Source organism: Thioclava sp. JE_KL1, assembly GCF_009296265.1.
Classification (GTDB): domain Bacteria; phylum Pseudomonadota; class Alphaproteobacteria; order Rhodobacterales; family Rhodobacteraceae; genus Thioclava.
Genome location: NZ_WBJS01000025.1, coordinates 1 through 16881, shown reverse-complemented (window position 1 = coordinate 16881; position 16881 = coordinate 1). Strand labels below are relative to the sequence as shown.

The following is a 16881-nucleotide window of genomic DNA, read 5'->3' as shown; positions in this document are numbered from 1 at the left end:
GATGTGCCTTCCTCGCCTTGCCTCAGAATGAACGCCTTCTGTGCTTCCGTGAACTTCGATGCTTTCATGCGCTTCCGCTCCTCTCCCAGCCAGGAAAGCTTAGCTGAAAACTCCAGTTTCAAACGGTCCAATTTTCAGGGGGCAGAGCAGCAGGTCAATGTGTTCATCTCATAAGCGTGCTCAGTCTTGCTGGCGACTGTCCTGAGCACGACATTATCGGAACCGCATCTCTTCGAGCCCTCGGGAGCCTGCGATCAGGTAAGCGAAACGAGTAAATTCAGATGGCGACGGCTTCCAGTCTGAAGCTCGTTCCATCGACCCACATGCGATGCAGCACGACAGCCATGCGTCGCGCCAGAGCCACCATTGCGCGCTTCCGCCCGCGGCGTTTGGCAACATGGGTGGCCCAAGTCCAAAGTGTGTTGCCTCGACCTCTATTCAGCATGACCGTTGCGGCTTGACTGAGAACTCGTCGGAGCTTCACGTCTCCAGCCTTTGTTATGCCGCCCGAAACATCTCGCTCGCCGGACTGATGTCGCGAGGGTGTCAAGCCGACCCAAGGGTCGACATTTTTCGATGAATGGGAGCGTGAGGGGGCATCAACGGCAGAGCGATAGGTGGGAGCGACGACGGCTTCGCCCCCCCCCCCTGGCATAGTCGTCAAGCGCAGGCAGACAGGGTCTTCGGAAGCCATCTGCCTGACCTGCTTTTCCAGCCCGGCCAGCTCCAGGCATAGGGTTGCACGCACGCGCTGCATGGGTTCCGTCGCTGCCTCGAGCATCATGCTGCCTGCCACCAACTCCCGAACCCGCGTCACCTTGACCTTGAGGCAAAGATCCTCAAGGCGGAGCAGCGCCGGCTCTCGACCGCGGTCCGGGCGCGGAAGATCTCCCGACGGGCGCTGTAAAAGCATCGTCGCGATCTGGCGCGGCCTCATGCGAAGATCGCCGGGCGTCATCGCCTGATCGCGATCGAGGCGCTGGCTGTGCACAACATGACCGGCTCGGCCCGGGGCACCGCCGAGGCGCTGGGCCGAAATCTGGCCCAGAAGGCGGGCCTGAACCGATCGATCCTGGACACGGCCCCGGCCGGGTATTTGAACATGCTCCGATACAAAGCGGAAGAAGCTGGTGCGGAGTTCCTCGAGGCGAAGACGCGAGAGCTGAAGCCGTCACAGCGCTGCCCGGACTGCGGCGCGGTGCGGAAGAAGACGCTCGCAGAGCGCCATCATGATTGCGACTGTGGCTGTCGTCTCGGGCGAGACGAAGCCGCAGCCCTCGTTTTGCTGCGGTGGGAGCTCGCGCAGCTCCGCCATTGCCAGAACGAGGAAACGATCAACCCGGTCGGGACGGTCGGGGATCAGGCGGCCGCCTGATCCGAACCCCCTTCCAACCTACGGAATTGGTGGGGGAGGTTCATGGCTTTTGCTCGCGACGAGCTCCAGAGCATGGAGAAGCCGAACACCGCGAACCATAAGATCGCGCCAAGACCGAATATCGCGCCTGCCGCATCCCCAAGCGATGGAACGAGAGTGGCGAGACCCGCGACGCCGACGAGCATCCCCAGAGCCGTCCAGGGCCATGCGATCATCGAAGCGCGCCTTGCCAGGAGGCTGACGCTGAAAATCCAAATCCCGCCCGCAATCTCATTGCCCCCGCCGAGCCCCAACTCCACCGCGTGCAGTATCGACCAAAGGTCGGCGGCACCGGACGGGTCGACCGGATAAAGATGTGCAGCACGTTCAACCGCTACATTTGCGATCATTCCCGCCCCGAGCACCAGACCGGCCCAGATCAGGCCGATCGCTTGGATAAAGGCGCTCCAACCCCACGATGCAGGGCGCAAGCGCTCGCTTAGGGCCACGACCAGAACGGTGAGCGCGATTGCGTTGAGACAGTAGATCAGCATGTTCCAGATCAGCATCAGAGCTGGTCTCGCATGGATGAAAGCGACGACCGAGGCTGCGTCGAGCGCGCCGGTGCCATAGCCCAAGGGGGCCAAAACCGTCACGAGCAGAACGAAGCCCATGATGTATGTGGCCGCACAGATTAACGCGGCGACACCGCCGGCTTGGAAAATAGACATAGGGACGCTCCGGTCTGGAATGCGTTACGCGCTCCGAGCGCACTCGGAGAAATATTCGGACAAACGGCGGTGGCCGCGGCGCTTCCCCACCATGTCCATCGCCATTGCGCTGAGGAAGAACTGCGCGGGGCCGTGAATACGCCTCGGCGTGAGCCAGGGAAGAAGCCGCAATGCTCCACGCCGCAGTGTATCGGGCAGGTGTGTCAGTCGCGCTTCGCGACCCAGCGCGGCAAAGGCAAGCTGTGCGATCTCTTCATGGGTGAAGATCTCCGGCCCGCCGACATCGAGCCAGTGTTTACCCGCCTCCGTAGCATCGGCTGTAGCTTTTGCGAGGTCCGCACCATGTATCGGATTGATCTGATGATCGCCGGCACCGAAGAGCCAGACTCGTCCGGCCCGCGCCATCTTCAGGAAATCTCCCATATCCGAGAAATACCCGGTCGGGGCGATCACGGTCGATGCAATCTCGGAGGCCCTGAGCGCATCGACGAAATCAGCCTTGGCGGCGACCAGCGGGACGTGGCGCAGCCGCTCGGCGTTGATCACATGGATATAAGCAAAGCGCGCGACCTGTGATTGCTCGGCGGCGCGCAGCAGGTTCAGGTTCGCCTGAAAGTCAACATCGCGATAGCTCAATCCATCAGTCTGTCGGGTGATCCCGAGAGCGGAGACGACGAGATCGGCCCCATCCATGATCCCCTCCAGCTCCTCTGGCCGGGTGGCTTGTGCCTCGACCAGAGTATCGGCGGAAAGCTCGCCCGCGCGCTTCGCGTTTCGGACGAGGGCTGTGACGTGCCAGCCACGTTGCTGATATTCGGCGCAGAGATAACGACCGAGATAGCCGGTCGCTCCGGCGATGAAGACGGTTTGCATGGCCATTTCTTTCATTGCTGTCTCCTTTACGCGACGTGGGAGGCGAGCGCACAAAAGACCATGAGCGCGAGCAGTGGCGTCCAGAGTAGGCGCTCGGGCCGCGATGGGCTTGCGGCATTTGCGAGCAAGCTCAAGCCAGTCAGGGTGAAAGCACCCCAAAAGGCCACAGGCGGCCAGCCGAGTGCCAGCACCCCCGCATCCGACAAGATTGCCGCGGCCATACCCGCCAGAAGCGCTGCCTGCACGAGTGCAAGCCCGCGCCAACGCCAAGGCAGACGGCCTGGAAAGCGTCCACCCAGCGTGAAGCGCCCCAACGGCGCGCCCGCAGCCAGTGCGATATGCATCGCGACAGGCAAGGCTGCCAATGCGGCATAGATCAGGGCAGGTGTCGCTGCGGGCATGGCGGTATCTTTCTCTTGTCTTGCGCGAGACGCCTCAGCAGCGATGACGAAAGGCGAAAGCCTCCGGCGCGAAGCTGGAAGGCTGCAGGGGCGTCTCGGGGTCGTCCAACCCCATATCACACCGCAGCCACTTCGAGCTCGGCAAGTCGCGCGACAGGGTCGCACGCTTGCTGGTCAGCATCTGATAGAGCGCCATGAAACGGCGACGATATCTGGGTCTCGTCTTTGTCATAGGGAACTCTCCTTTCGCGCGGCGCTCAACCGACAACCCGGTGGCCGCGCCCGCGCAGGCATTCGATCACGATCGCTTTGCGGCGCTCGGCGCTGTTGTTGAGCCCGGCCACGCCGCCCGCCAATCCGCCCGCGACCGCGCCGCCGAGTGCCGTGCCATCGTCGTCCGCGCTACCCAGAAGTGCCCCGGCACCGGCGCCCAACACCGCGCCGCCAGCCGTTTCCTGGTCATATTGCCGCTGAGAGCGCGCAAGCGATTGGCACGCACCCAAATCGCTTTGGAACGATGCACTCGGCGTGCCATCAACGATCGGCGTGTAGCGCGCGCCGGTGTCGGAACAGGCACCGAGCAGCGCTGTCGCAATCGTCAATCCATAAAATCCGGTTTTCATCGGCATGTCCTCTTGTCAGTGGTTTGTTGCGAGGGACATACGTCGACGGGTCCGCGATCGGCATGACCGCAGGTATCATTGCATTGACCTTCGGCACCAAAGGTGCGGTTTCGACCTCAGGCTGCGGTTTCGCGGAAGGCGCTCGGGCTTTGCCCGGTCCAGCGCCGGAATGCGCGCACGAAGGACGACGCTTCGGAGAATCCCAGCAGATAGGCCGTCTCGTTGACTGAAACCTTGCCCCTGGCAAGGTAGTCGAGGGCCATGCGCCGTCTCAGATCGTCATGGATCCGGGCGAAGGTCACATCTTCCTCCTTCAGTCGGCGATAGAGCGTCTGGCGGCTCATCCCGAGATCGCGCGCTATCTTGTCCATCGAGAGCGAGCCTTCGTGCAAGGAAGGCAGGATAAGAGCTTCGATGCGTGCGCGGATCGTCTCGGAGCGCGCAAGTTCGTCAAGCAGCGTATCGGCGTGACGTGTAAAGACGCCGAAGGCATAGCTGTTGCCGGGTTCGAACTCCGTCTGCTCTGTCACCCAGACCGGGTCGATCCGAAGTGCGTTTCGGGCCGCGTTGAAGCGCACCGGCACCCGGAACAGATCAGGGTAGTCCGCGACATGAGGCGGCGGCGGATAGGTGACTTCCATCTCGAGTTCGAAGGTCACGCCCGGAAAGGAGCGCCGAAACTCGCTGATGAAGCGTGCGAACGAAGCCTCGAGAGAGATGTAGTCTGGCCCTTCGACGGGGAGGTGATCGACGATCCAGACCTCTCCGTCTGCCTGCAGCAATTCGAACCTGTCGCGTCCTGCCAGCCCCCCATTCTCGGCCATCAGATGCAGGTAACGGTTGAGCTGTTCGATCGAATGGGAAAGCGACGCCGAACTGTGCACGATCTGGCCGACGACCGACATCGTTTCGAGGCGAGACTGCAGCGTATGGCGCAGCAAGAGCGCGGTATCTCCCGTCGCCTCCATCGCCGAACCGATCAGCGCTTGATAGGCTGCAATCGGAACACGGTTATCCTGATCGGAAAGGTCATCCGCATCAAGCCCGCAAGCCGTCAGGAGGCTTGCGCGCGGCGCCCCGCGTTCAACCGCGTAGTCCAGCAGGGCGGAAACGAACCCGGCCGCCATCATCGGCTGTGACATCATCCTCCTCCTCTCTCAAGTCGCACCGTGACATCAGGTGCCGCGAACGCCTGCGCGAAGCCCCGTCTTCTGTGAAACACACTTGGCTACCGAGCACCGTTCTTGGGGCTATCTGAAACTTACTCTCTGCTTCGACAGAAACTTACGGCATGAGGTTCGCAGTTGCATAGCTATGAACCACCCCCTTTGCACCTGAGGCCTCAACTACTCGGATCGTCCACGTCGAAATCGAAGCGGTTCGGCAGGCTCAGACCCTTCCCCAGATGATGCTCGATCGCGCGCACCGAGATGCCGTCGCGGTAGAACCAAGGGTCAGAGGTATCCTGCTGCCACGCCTCCAGCTCGTTCCGGAATTTTGCGACAAGCTCAGCATGTGCCGGGTCCTGGGCGAGGTTATTCACCTCAGCCGGGTCCTCCCAGAGGTCGTAGAGCTCCTCCGCCGGGCGATGCACGTAGTCGCGCAAGGGCCGCGCGCCGATCATGACGGGGGCGCGGTTTCGGATGCCTTCCCAGGAAATCGACCCGTAAAGATCGCCGGAAAACGGGAACGGCAACTGCCACGCGACATTGCGGTGATACTTGTAGCGTGGCGTTCGCAGAAACCGCGTCGGCCAGTAGTTGGTGACCTCGTGGAAGGTGTGCGATCCGAAGGCGCGGTCCCAGCCCTCCCGCTGGTGCTCCGCTTCGAGGATGGGCAGAAGCGAACGGCCTCGGCGCGGCGACGAAGACGGCTCAGCCTGCGCCCACTCGACGAAGGTCGGGAGAATATCGACGAAGGAAACGATGTTGGGGTTCGCGATACCCGGCGCCTGCCCCGGGCGACGCATGATCAGAGGCAGGTGAACACCGGCATCGAAAAGCGTGGTTTTCGAGTTCAGGAAGGGGGCCCCGTTATCCGACAGGAAGCAGATCAGCGTATCGTCGAGTTGCCCCGTCGCTTCCAAAGCCTCGAGGATCAGCCCGACGCCGCGATCCATACGCGCGACCGAATGGTAGTAATTCGCGAGTTCTTCGCGGACCTCCGGCAGGTCGGGCAAGAACGACGGCACGGAGACATCCTCGGGCGCGAAGGTTGGATCCGGGCCGCCCGGATCGCCAAAGCCCGCGCGCGTCATGTCGCGATGCGGGTCGATGAAACCCACGGTCAGGAAGAACGCAATCTCGGCGTCGCTGTCGAAGAAGTTCTTCGCCCGAGTCGCGACCCAGTCCACGTCCCGGCTGCCGCTTTCCTCGCGATGCGCCCAAGGATAGACCGGCTCCGGCCCGACATGAACCTTGCCGATGATCCCGGTGCGATAGCCGATCCGGTTGAAGATCGCTGGCGCCGTCTCGACATGATCGAAGGTCATGAAATGGTGGTGGTCGTGGTTCAGACCATATTGCCCGGTCTCATGGGTATGCAGCCCGGTATAGATGACAGACCGGCTGGCCGAGCAGGACGCCGTCGAGGTGAAGGCCATATCGAACCGCGTGCCATTCGCGGCCAGCGCATCGATATTCGGCGTCCGGATCGCGGGCTCACCGTAGCAGCCCGCCATGCGACCCAGATCGTCAGCGATCATCAGAAGGATGTTACGAGGCAAGGGCTAACTCCGTGAGGGATATCCGAGTTTGCGCGCGCGGGAATTCGGCGATGACATCGGAGGCGACATGCGCCCCTGCGGACAGCGCCGTCTCGATACCCGCGTCGCACGCAATCGCGGCGAGATAGCCCGCGTTGAACGCATCGCCTGCGCCGACCGTGTCAAACACCTCACGCCGGGGCGCGTGCGCCCGGATGGTTTCGCGACCATTGCGGCAGATCGCGCCATCGGCACCGCATTTGACGACCAGTCGTGCGCCCGCGCCGCCTCCTTCCTGAAGGGCATCAAGCGCCGCGGGGAGATCGGCGCATCCCGCCAACGCGCATGTTTCCTTGTCATTGAGAAGCACGTGATCGGATTTCCCGATCCAACGTCGCACGGCGCGGCGGCTCGCGTCAGTCCAGCCACCGCCGGGCCAGCCCGGATCGATTGCGATTTCCGCGCCAGCGAGGCGCAGGTGATCGATCAGCGCCTCTTGATGGGCAAGCAATCCGGGCATGGCGAAAGCGCCGCTGACCAGAGCAATCGCTCCGTCCAGCGGCCAGTCTTTTAACTGCCTCAGGAAAACAGGCAGATCTAGCTTCGCCAGATGTCCGTCGATCGAAAGGAAACTACGCTCCGCATCCTCGAAGAGCACGCCAACCGACACCCCGGTCGGATCGCTAAACCGCTCGATGCGGTGGAGATCGCCCTGAAACCGATCCGCGATCATCTCGCCCGCCATGTCCGAACCACAGCCGGAGATCAGGCCGTTCGGCGCGCCGAGACGGCTCAGAACCAACGCCGTATTCGCGGCCGATCCGCCGATCCGCATATCCGAGCGCGGCAGAAACGTCTCGGTGCCCGGCTCGGGCCAAGCCCCGATCGCGCCCATGACGAGGTCGAGGTTGGCATTGCCGAGAACGCAGATCGGTCGGGCCATTACGCGGCCTCCCCGCTGGTCACCTTGCGCGACCGGATCGGCACGCCGACCTGATCGACCATGCGGTCGGAGGCATCGATGATCGCCTTTTGCAGAACTGGTAGGACCGAGATCGCGCTCGCGAGTCCCTGACGTTTCGGCAGGCTGACCGTCAGGGCCCCCTCGACCGGCGCTTCGCCGGAGAAATCGAAGACGATGGGCCGGATACCGTGGCCGAGGAGTTCGCGCGAGAGCCCGTCGATATTCACGCCCTCATCCCCCGCCCCGCGCAGGAAGATCACGGCGCTCTCGTCATCGACCATCTCGAAGGGACCATGGCGGAATTGTCCAGCCTCGAGACCCAGCACGGGAATACGCGCCAGTTCCATCAGGCTCAGCGCCGCGGCATCTGCAGCCCCCTGCATCGTGCCACGCGCGCAGATCACCGCATTCTTTGCACCCGCGATGGCGGCGACGACCTCTGCGTTCTCCGCCGTGACCGGCGCATTCAGCGCGTCCACGAAGGCTTCGCTATCTGCCCCGAGGGCTGCCAGCACCCCCATATGCAGGGTCAGCGTGACCAGAAGCGAGCGCGTCGCGGCATAGGCATGCTCCACGCCACCCTGCCCCAGCAGCGGGTGCGTGCGCGTCGCAAGCGGGCTGTCGGGATCGAGCGTCAACCCGAAGACCGGCCCCGCTGCGGGCGTATCGAGATAGCGCAGAACCTCGCCCGACGCGCCCGATTGCGAGGTCAGAAACACCGTCGCCTCGCGCGAAATCGGCGCGCGCATATATTCGGAGACGACATGCGCCGTCGCGTCGATGCCCGCCTGCCGGTAGAAGGGCTCGGCGGCCCGGTTGATCCAATGCGAGCCGCCCATCCCGAGCAGCAACAGCCGACCGGTTGCGCGGATTTCCTCAGCCGCCTGAGCGCAGGCAGGATGGCAAGTCTCCCAAGTGGCGCGGGCATCGGCGAACTGGCGGCTGGTTTCGGACTGAAGCTGTTCCAGGCCCGGCGAAATCGTCATCTGTGTCTCCATTGCGTTCATGCCGGCACCACGGGCCGACCGGTTTTGTCGAAGAGGTGGCCGCGTTCAGCCTGCGGCGTCAGATACACCGTCTCGTCGACGCGGTAGCGCTCGAACCCGGGCACGCGTGCAACGACGGTGCCGGCGTTCTGTGTTGCGACGTGGATGAAGGTGTCCGCACCCAAAGCCTCGAAGAAGGTGACGGTGCCATGCCATGTGCCGCTGTCACGGCTTATGTCGACATGCTCCGGACGGATGCCATAGGTCGCGGCGCCACGGCTTTCGGCCTCTTGGCCTTCCACGAAATTCATCCGCGGAGAGCCGATGAACCCGGCGACGAACTGCGACGCGGGGCGCTCGTAAAGCTCCATCGGCGCGCCGATCTGCTCCACGTGGCCGCCATTGAGCACAACGATCCGGTCGGCCAGCGTCATCGCTTCGACCTGATCGTGGGTCACATAGATCATCGTCGTGTCTTCGAGCCGCTTGTGAAGGCGCGCGATCTCGATCCGCGTATCGCCGCGCAGCGCGGCGTCGAGGTTCGAGAGCGGCTCGTCGAAGAGGAACACGCGCGGCTGGCGTGTGATCGCACGGCCGATGGCGACGCGCTGACGCTGCCCCCCGGAAAGCGCGCGCGGCTTGCGATCAAGATAGGGCGTGATCTGCAGCATATCGGCGGCCTCGCGGACACGCGTCTTGATCTGGTCCTTCGAGAGCTTCGCCTGTTCCAGCCCGAAGGCCATGTTCTCGTAGACCGTCATATGCGGGTAGAGCGCGTAGGACTGGAACACCATCGACACACCGCGCTTTGCGGGCAGCACGTCATTCATCGGCGCCCCGTCGATGGTCAGCTCGCCCGAGGTGATGTCTTCGAGCCCCGCGATCATCCGCAAAAGGGTGGATTTTCCGCAGCCCGAGGGGCCCACGAAGACGACGAACTCGCCCGCTTGCAGCGACAGGTCCACGCCATGCAGAACCTCGAGTGTGCCGTAGGATTTGGTGACGGATTTCAATTCGACCGAAGCCATGGGATCACCCTTTCACTGCGCCTGCGGTCAGGCCGGAGACGATCTTGCGTTGGAAAATGAGAACGAGCACGATCAGCGGCACCGTCACGACGACCGAAGCCGCCATGATGTTGCCCCAGGGGATTTCGAACTCGGACCGGCCGGAAATCAGCGCGATGGCGACGGGAACCGTGCGCTGGCTGTCGGTCGACAGGAACGTGAGCGCGAAGAGAAACTCGTTCCATGCGTGGATGAAGGCCAGAAGCCCTGTGGTCACCATCGCGGGCCACATCAGCGGCAGGAACACCCGGAAGATGATCGTGATCGGGCGCGCGCCGTCCATGATCGCCGCTTCCTCGACCTCGATGGGCATCTTGAGCATGAAGGTCGTGAGCACCCAGACGGTGAAGGGCAGCGTGAAGATCATGTAGGAGAAGACGAGCGACCAGAGCGAGTTGAAGAGGCCCATCGCCCGGATCACCTCGAACAGACCTGCCAGCACCGCGATCTGCGGGAACATCGACACCGACAGGATCGTCAGCAGCAAAAGCCCCCTGCCCCGGAATTTCACCCGGCTCAGCGCGTAGGAGGCCGTCACAGCGAGGATCAGCGACAGGATCACGACGACCGTCGCGACGAAGACGGAATTCAGAATCTGTCGCCCGAAATCGCCGCCCTCGAGCATCGAGGCGTAGTTCGAGAAATCGAAGCTATGCGGGAAGTAGTTGATGTCGAAGATCGCCTGCCCGGTCTCGAAGGAGGTCAGGATCGCGTAGTAGAACGGGAAGACCGCTTGCAGCACGATCACCGCGACGAGGGCGTAGAATCCGAAGGTCTTGAGCTGTTTCATTCGCGATCTCCCGCGAGGTCCATCCGCGTGGCGAAGATGAAGAAGATGGTGATGAGCGCGATCACGAGGAACAGCAGCGTCGAGGCCGCCGAGCCGTAGGCGAACTTGTCGTAATCGAAGAGGTTCTCACGTGCGAAGACCGACATCGTGCGGGTCGCATCCGTGTTCGGCGTGAGCACGTAGATGATATCGAAGACGCGCAGCGCGTCGAGCGCCCGGAAGACCACCGCCACGAGGATCGCGGGCAGGATCAGCGGCAGCGTGATCTTGCGGAAGACGCGCACCGGCGGGATGCCGTCGAGCTTGGCGGCCTCGTAGATATCGCCCGGCACCATCTGGAGGCCTGCCAGGATCAGAAGCGCCATGAAGGGCGTGGTCTTCCAGACATCGACGATGACGACCGCGATCATGGCGGTATCGGGCGAGGCGGTCCATGCGATCGGGTCTGCGATCAGGTGCAGACGCATCAGCATGTCGTTCAGGATGCCGAACTGGTCATGCATCATCCAGGCCCACATCTTGGCCGAAACGATCGTCGGGATCGCCCACGGGATCAGCACGGCGGCTCGCACGACACTGCGGCCTCGGAATTGTTGATTGAGGACGAGCGCGATCACGGTGCCGAAAATCGTCTCGACGGAAACGGAGATGATCGAGAACTTGATGGTGTTCCAGACGGCCCCCCACCAGCGCGGATCGACGAGAAGGCCCTCCCATTCACCCTTGCCGTTGCCGTAGTCGAACCAGTCGAGATAGTTGCGAAACCCGACCCATTGCGCCTCTCCCATCCGGTCGAGCGACGCATCTGTGAAGCCGAACCAGATCGTGCGGGCCAAAGGCCAGGCGGCAACCGCCGCGAGCACGATCAGCATCGGCAAAAGGAACAGCCAAGCCGAGCGCACGCGTTGGCGAGAGAGTTTGGATTTCGTGGCGTCGACGGCCATCTCGTTCTCCTCTTGCGTCAAGCGGCGCGCGTCATCCGCGCGCCGCGCAGGGCACAGAGCCTTACCATGCGTCGCCTTGGAGGCGCTTCAGCTTGGCTCCCAGCATCGCGAGGTTGTCCTCGGCCGAGCCGTCGCCCGACAGCGTGTTATGCACGGCAGTCCAGAACAGCGACGAAGCCTCGTTATACTTGCGTTTCGCAGCCGCCGAAGGACGCGCGAGCGTGCCGTCCAGAACCGGTTTCCAGAGCGGAATGAAAGGCTGCTCTTTCGCGACGTCCGGATCGTTATAGACGGCCGTGAGGGTCGGCGGACGCGACGTGACGATCGCGCGCTCTTTCTGGCTCTCGTAATTGTCGAGGAATTTTACCAGATCGATCGCTTCCTGCTGGTGCTTGGAATATTTCGAGACCGCAAGCTCCCAGCCGCCAAGGGTCGCAGCGGACTTGCCGTCCTCGCCGCCTTTGGGCAGTTCCGACACGCCGACCTTGCCTTTGACGGGGCTGTCATCGCCATTGACCAGTGCGTAAGCGTAGTTCCAGTTACGCATGAAGACCGCGTCACCGGATTGGAACACGCCGCGCGCGTCTTCTTCCTTGTAGTTCAGCACGCCTTCCGGGGCGATCGTGCCGATCCAGGACGCCGCCATGTTCAGCGCCTCTGCCGCTTTCGCGTTGTTGATGTCGATCGAGCCGTCGGGTTCAACGAAGTTTCCGCCGCCATAGCTGGCGATCCATTCCATCGCATTGCAGGTCAGGCCCTCATAGGCCGCGCCTTGAAACACGAAGCCCTGCATGTCCTTGTTGCCCGCTTCACGCTCACCGTCCTGGATGATCTGCGCGGTCTCTTTCATCTCGGCCCAGGTCTTAGGCACGGGACGGTCGTATTTCTTCAACAGGTCTTCGCGGTAATAGAGCGCGGGTGCCCCGATGAACATCGGCAGAGCCACCAGCTTGCCGTCCACCATCTGCCCCTTCAGGGTCGACGGGATGAACTGGTCCTGAATATCCTTCGTCGCCTCGTTCAGATCGACGAAGTGATCGGCAAGCTGCGGCGCCCAGACGACGTCGAGACGATAGACGTCGATATCGGAGGATTTAGCCGACAGCCAAAGCTTGTATTGGCCGAACTGGTCGGTCGTCGACTCAGGCATCGAGACGATCTTGACCGTGTTGCCGGTTTGCTTTTCCCAGCGATCGAGTTCGGCGCGCAGCACCTCGTTATCCTTGCCGATGGCACCATGCACGATCGACAGCTCCACCGCATGGGCCGGGCCTGCGGCGAGACCTGCGGCGGCGAGCCCGGCATAGATCAGTTTCCTCAACTTCATTTCTACACTCCCATTAGTTCTTTATGATTTTCGGCCTTCGTCACGGCAGAATATCGGTGAGGTCCAGCACATCTGACCTCCCGCTTGCCGCAGCCGGAGATAGACCGTCTCCCCGGCTTGAAACTCTCCCAAAGCCACGCGTCCGGCCCATTGCCACTCCGCCGGACGCGGCAGCGGATGGAAGCGGTAGGCGGGGCTGTCGATGGGCCCGAGATTACCCGAAAGCGCCCCTTCGCGCAGGCGCGCGGCCGGGATCTCGATCGACTTGCCGCTCAGCGTCGCCCGGATGACAGCGTCAGATCCGATGCGCGCGCGCAGCATCACGCCCTGCGTGGCCGTGGTCGAATTGTTCGGGTTGGCCTCGGCGGTCACAGAGAAGACGACCCCTGCCCCGTCCTCGCGCAGCTCCGGCAGCGCGTGACCAGCATCGTCACCTTCAAGCGGCGAGACCACTTCAGCGCCCCGGAAGCGCGGTTCCGCATCGAGGATTTCGCCCCCTTCGATTTCGATCCGGCCATCCCAGTGGTGTTTCGACCCGCGCGCACCCCAGCCGAGTTCGAGATAGAGAAGCGTCTCATCGGCATCCTCACCGATCGGCGCCGTCGTGAGCGCAGGAGAGATCCGCTCGAACAGTTTGCCGTTGCGCATCACGTCGATGCTATCGATGAAGCCGCCGCCTATCGCCTCGATCCGCAAATGGGCCGCATCTTGCGGCGCGACGATCCCGCCTTGCACGACATCGCCGATTGCGCCGAGCAGGTGAATACGGTCGCCTGTCAGCGCATTGGTCCGCCGCGACATCATCGCATCCCAGATCGCCTCACGGTCGCGCTCGGTCGCATAGGCAGCCATCCGGCCATGCCCGTAAGAGCCCGGGAACGCGCTGTGGTGATCGGTATTGCCGACGATTCCGAAGACATGGCCTTCATGCAGGCCCCATTCCATCGTCGAATGCCCATCGACCGGCCCCATCGAATGCAGGTAGCTGCGCTCGGTCTCGGAAGTCTCCGCGCAGCCATGCATCGAGAACATCTCGACGAAGGGCGAAAGCGTCCGGTCGAAGGTCTTCCAGTTGATCCCGCGCGCGCCCTGCCGATAGCCGATGTGATGCGGAAAGGCGAGCGCGCGGCCCGGCATCTCGGCCTCGAGCGTCTCGCGCAGGTCCGAAGGACTGTCTGCCAGATGCAGAGGCGCGAACTCCAGATCGGCATAGACGATGGTGTAATCGCCATGTTCGCCCGAATGAATCTCGTAGCCGGGGAAGACGCTGAAACGCGCGGTCTCGGCAGCGCGCAGGGCGTCGAAATGGCCCTCCCATCCCGCGCACAACTTGGCGAAACCCTTCACGTGGAAGTCGACGATATGGGCCACGGAAGGGTCATCGACTGGCATGTCGGGCCAATGCGCGTGGCCGGTGGTCGAAACGAAGTCGAGCTGAAGCGCAGCCCGCGCCAGCGCATCGGCAAAGCGCCCATGCCCATAGGAAATGTCGCAGTGGTTGTGGATGTCACCATAGAGCGGGGTTAGCCCCAGCTCGGCGGCAAGCGGCGTCAGCCGGGCGGGAAGCGAGGCGCGGATCATTGGACAAACTCCATCGTCTTCGGATCAACGGCGCGCCCGCCCCCGTTCAGGCTCATCTGGGCTGCACGAACCAGCCGGAGCGAGGCGACCCCCTCGGGCACGCCCACCGGGGGAACCTCCCCATCTGCAAAGCGTCGCATGGTGCGGACAAGCTCCAGATCGGCGCCGAAATGGCTCGACGAGCGGTCATTCGAGACGGCTTCGATCACGTCGCGGGACCGGCCATGATTCGAGACGAGATCGATTTCGCCCGAATGCCGCTCCATCCGCAGACGCCCCGAAGAGCCGACGACTTCGAGCGTTTCCTGATCCTCGGCAAAGGGCCCGAAAATCGTGAAGAACAGGCAGGCGTCGACGCCATTGGCGTAGCGCACCGTGACGATCGCATGGTCGTCGATATCCGATCCCGGCAGGTAGACGCAGTTGTCGTTGCGATCCTGCGGCGCGGTCGCCGTGCTCCAGCTCTCATTTGGCACTTTCGGGATGCCTTCCGCCTTGTCGATCAGCGTCTCGTGGCGGCGATAGGGGCAATCGCGATCGCATTCCGAGCAGCGCGCCGGGGCGTTCGGATCGGGAGCGAAGATATCCGAACGCCCGCCGATCGCGCTGACCGTAAGGGGGGCGGCCCCCGCGATCCAGTTGAGCACGTCGAAATGGTGCGAGCCCTTGTCATTGAGCGCCCCGCCCGATGCGGCGTTCGAGCGATGCCAGAGCTGAAGGTAGCGCGTATAGGGAATGACGGAGCGCAGCAGGATCATCTGCGGGCTGCCGATCTCGCCGCGCGCGACCATCTCCACCGCCGAAATCCAGGGCTTCTCGTAGCGCCGCGTGAACCCCATCATCACCGGCTTGCCCGCTTCCCGCTCCGCCGCGGCGATGGCTTCTGCATCCTCCAGCGTGACCGAGATCGGCTTGTCGAGATAGACACGTTTTCCCGCCCGGATCGCCTCGATTGCAGGGGCGCGATGGGCGTCCGTGTGGGTGGTCACAAGCACGAGGCCCACATCGGGATCGTGGACGGCCGCATGCATATCTTCGAAGACGCGCACCTTGTGATTGAGGCCCTGCGCCGAATAGAGCCCGTCGAGATGCTGCGCCGCAAGCGCCGCGCGATCCGCGAGCCGGTCCTGCACGCCGATGATCCGCAGCCCGGTTTCACGCGCCAGCTCGGCCATGCGCGAGCCAACGTAATACACTCCGCGCTCTCCGGCTCCGATGATGGCTACGCCCACCGTCTCTGCCGCTGCATCTGCCTGCATCAAACTCTCCGCTATTCGTTCGATGCCAGCTTATGTGGGTATATCTTTTCAAAAAATACGAGTTATACTCAGTCTGTCAAATCGACGACGCTGCCATGTTCCACGAAATGGACCGGCAGGTAATGGATCTGCGGCGGAGGGCCTTCCCCTTGCACCCGCGACCAGACAAACCGTTCGAATAGATCTATTTTCTCGTCGTTCCGGTTACCGCATACATCGAAACGCCGAAGGTGTTCGGATGGGAAATCGGTGCTGCCCAGCACGACGACCGACAGATCTCGTCCCGGGACAATCTCCAGATCGCGCAAGGCGCGGTCGAGCATGTAGCCGTCGACGACTCCCCATGCGATGAGCGCGGTAAAGGGCAAATTTCCGTCCGCTTCACGCTGCGCGGTCAGCGAGTCGACGAGGTCGGAACTCCGATACCCCCCAGGCAGCGCATCTGTCTCCAGAAGCCAGCTTTCCAAGCCTTCTGCCGCGCAAAGCCGCTCGTATTCGCGCCGCGCCATCGCGATTTGTCGCGCCGGATGGCCGGAGGTGAAATAGGCGATCTTCGAATGCCCGGCCCCACGCAATCGACGGAACGCTAGCGCCAGAGGCTCGCGCCAGTTCGTCCCGATCGCGTCGAGCCCGATCCCCGTCGCAGAAATACCGTCAAGCACGATCGAATCCGCATGTGCGGTGAGTGCCGCGAGAAAGCGGATCGGAAGTGTCTCGAAATGGAGCTGGATGAGACAGCAGCGAAAGCGCCCCATGCGGCTCATCACCGCTTGAGCTTGATCTTCCGAGGAATAGCCGAGCTTCAGAATGTCGATCCCGCGCGCTTTCAGGCGTTGTTCGAGCTCTTGCAGAAGGGTGTTCGCCAGACGGCTTTCGGACAGCCGATAGAGGATCAGGAGGTCCGCATCATATTCGGTCTGCTTCTCGACCACCTCCGCGATGGAGACCCCTGCCCCGCGCCGAGAGACCAAGCGCCCCGCGGCGATTTCGGGTTTCAGCACGCGCTCCACCACACGTTGCGCAACCCCGAACCGCTTCATCAGATCGCGCATCGTCGGCAAACGGTCCCCCGGCCTTCCCGCCTTGAGACAGACGCGAAGCCATGCAGCCAATTCGTCTTCGCCCGAGGACTTCTTCATTCCGCGATCACCAGATCCTGCGTCAACGGGCGTTCTCCTGAACCACTTTCGTCCGAGAGCCATGTATGAGGGCTGGGCGCAGGTTTCGTCAACGCGATGCGGGAAGCGGGTAGTTGGTGAGGACCACACGTCTACCAG

At 62.8% G+C, this 16881-nt stretch carries 18 protein-coding genes; 1 reads left to right on the top strand and 17 read right to left on the bottom strand.

Annotation, left to right across the window (positions count from 1 at the left end; genetic code table 11):
* Positions 1-277: 277 nt before the first annotated feature.
* Entirely contained in the window at positions 278-958 is a 681-nt protein-coding gene (locus F8R15_RS20095) for a transposase (protein ID WP_253732812.1), read from the bottom strand.
* A gap of 36 nt (positions 959-994) precedes the next feature.
* On the opposite strand from F8R15_RS20095, the gene F8R15_RS20090 reads away from it, so the two are divergent.
* The gene (locus F8R15_RS20090) at positions 995-1375 is read left to right on the top strand and encodes a transposase (protein WP_253732814.1); all 381 of its coding nucleotides are present in this window, start codon (positions 995-997) and stop codon (positions 1373-1375) included.
* Here F8R15_RS20090 and F8R15_RS20085 read toward each other — a convergent pair.
* The 16 genes from F8R15_RS20085 to F8R15_RS20010 form a co-directional block, all read right to left on the bottom strand.
* The gene (locus F8R15_RS20085; protein WP_152845787.1) at positions 1360-2085 is read right to left on the bottom strand and encodes a DUF4386 family protein; all 726 of its coding nucleotides are present in this window, start codon (positions 2083-2085) and stop codon (positions 1360-1362) included. The genes F8R15_RS20090 and F8R15_RS20085 overlap by 16 nt on opposite strands.
* Before the next feature lie 24 nt (positions 2086-2109).
* Complete coding sequence (locus F8R15_RS20080) at positions 2110-2973, bottom strand: SDR family oxidoreductase (RefSeq protein WP_253732810.1); 864 nt, start codon at positions 2971-2973, stop codon at positions 2110-2112.
* Positions 2974-2984: 11 nt separating this feature from the next.
* Positions 2985-3359 carry a hypothetical protein gene (locus F8R15_RS20075; protein ID WP_152845786.1) on the bottom strand — a complete coding sequence of 125 codons (375 nt, stop codon included), beginning with the start codon at positions 3357-3359 and terminating at the stop codon, positions 2985-2987.
* Positions 3360-3393: 34 nt separating this feature from the next.
* Positions 3394-3591 carry a hypothetical protein gene (locus F8R15_RS20070; protein ID WP_152845785.1) on the bottom strand — a complete coding sequence of 66 codons (198 nt, stop codon included), beginning with the start codon at positions 3589-3591 and terminating at the stop codon, positions 3394-3396.
* A 25-nt stretch (positions 3592-3616) separates the two neighbouring features.
* The gene (locus F8R15_RS20065; protein ID WP_152845784.1) at positions 3617-3982 is read right to left on the bottom strand and encodes a glycine zipper family protein; all 366 of its coding nucleotides are present in this window, start codon (positions 3980-3982) and stop codon (positions 3617-3619) included.
* A 116-nt stretch (positions 3983-4098) separates the two neighbouring features.
* Positions 4099-5124, bottom strand: coding sequence for an AraC family transcriptional regulator (locus F8R15_RS20060; protein WP_152845783.1), 1026 nt, complete (start codon positions 5122-5124; stop codon positions 4099-4101).
* 200 nt (positions 5125-5324) lie between these two features.
* Entirely contained in the window at positions 5325-6707 is a 1383-nt protein-coding gene (locus tag F8R15_RS20055; protein WP_152845782.1) for a sulfatase, read from the bottom strand.
* The gene (locus F8R15_RS20050; protein WP_152845781.1) at positions 6697-7629 is read right to left on the bottom strand and encodes a carbohydrate kinase family protein; all 933 of its coding nucleotides are present in this window, start codon (positions 7627-7629) and stop codon (positions 6697-6699) included. The genes F8R15_RS20055 and F8R15_RS20050 overlap by 11 nt, the downstream gene beginning before the upstream one ends.
* Complete coding sequence (locus F8R15_RS20045) at positions 7629-8636, bottom strand: SIS domain-containing protein (protein ID WP_172976276.1); 1008 nt, start codon at positions 8634-8636, stop codon at positions 7629-7631. Before F8R15_RS20045 ends, F8R15_RS20050 begins: the two co-directional genes overlap by 1 nt.
* A 17-nt stretch (positions 8637-8653) precedes the next feature.
* On the bottom strand, positions 8654-9664 hold the full coding sequence (locus tag F8R15_RS20040; RefSeq protein ID WP_152845779.1) for an ABC transporter ATP-binding protein: 1011 nt from the start codon (positions 9662-9664) through the stop codon (positions 8654-8656).
* Between the two features lie 4 nt (positions 9665-9668).
* Entirely contained in the window at positions 9669-10493 is an 825-nt protein-coding gene (locus tag F8R15_RS20035) for a carbohydrate ABC transporter permease (RefSeq protein WP_152845778.1), read from the bottom strand.
* A complete protein-coding gene (locus F8R15_RS20030) occupies positions 10490-11437 on the bottom strand; it encodes a carbohydrate ABC transporter permease (RefSeq protein WP_134330472.1) in 948 nt (315 codons plus the stop codon). The genes F8R15_RS20035 and F8R15_RS20030 overlap by 4 nt, the downstream gene beginning before the upstream one ends.
* A gap of 61 nt (positions 11438-11498) precedes the next feature.
* Positions 11499-12764: an ABC transporter substrate-binding protein gene (locus F8R15_RS20025; RefSeq protein ID WP_152845777.1), complete on the bottom strand. Its 1266-nt coding sequence runs from the start codon at positions 12762-12764 to the stop codon at positions 11499-11501.
* A gap of 21 nt (positions 12765-12785) precedes the next feature.
* Positions 12786-14345, bottom strand: coding sequence for a hypothetical protein (locus F8R15_RS20020; RefSeq protein ID WP_152845776.1), 1560 nt, complete (start codon positions 14343-14345; stop codon positions 12786-12788).
* A complete protein-coding gene (locus F8R15_RS20015) occupies positions 14342-15604 on the bottom strand; it encodes a Gfo/Idh/MocA family protein (protein ID WP_152845775.1) in 1263 nt (420 codons plus the stop codon). The genes F8R15_RS20020 and F8R15_RS20015 overlap by 4 nt, the downstream gene beginning before the upstream one ends.
* 68 nt (positions 15605-15672) lie before the next feature.
* Positions 15673-16743 (bottom strand): GntR family transcriptional regulator, encoded by a 1071-nt coding sequence (locus F8R15_RS20010; protein WP_172976275.1) that lies wholly within the window; start codon positions 16741-16743, stop codon positions 15673-15675.
* Positions 16744-16881: the final 138 nt, after the last annotated feature.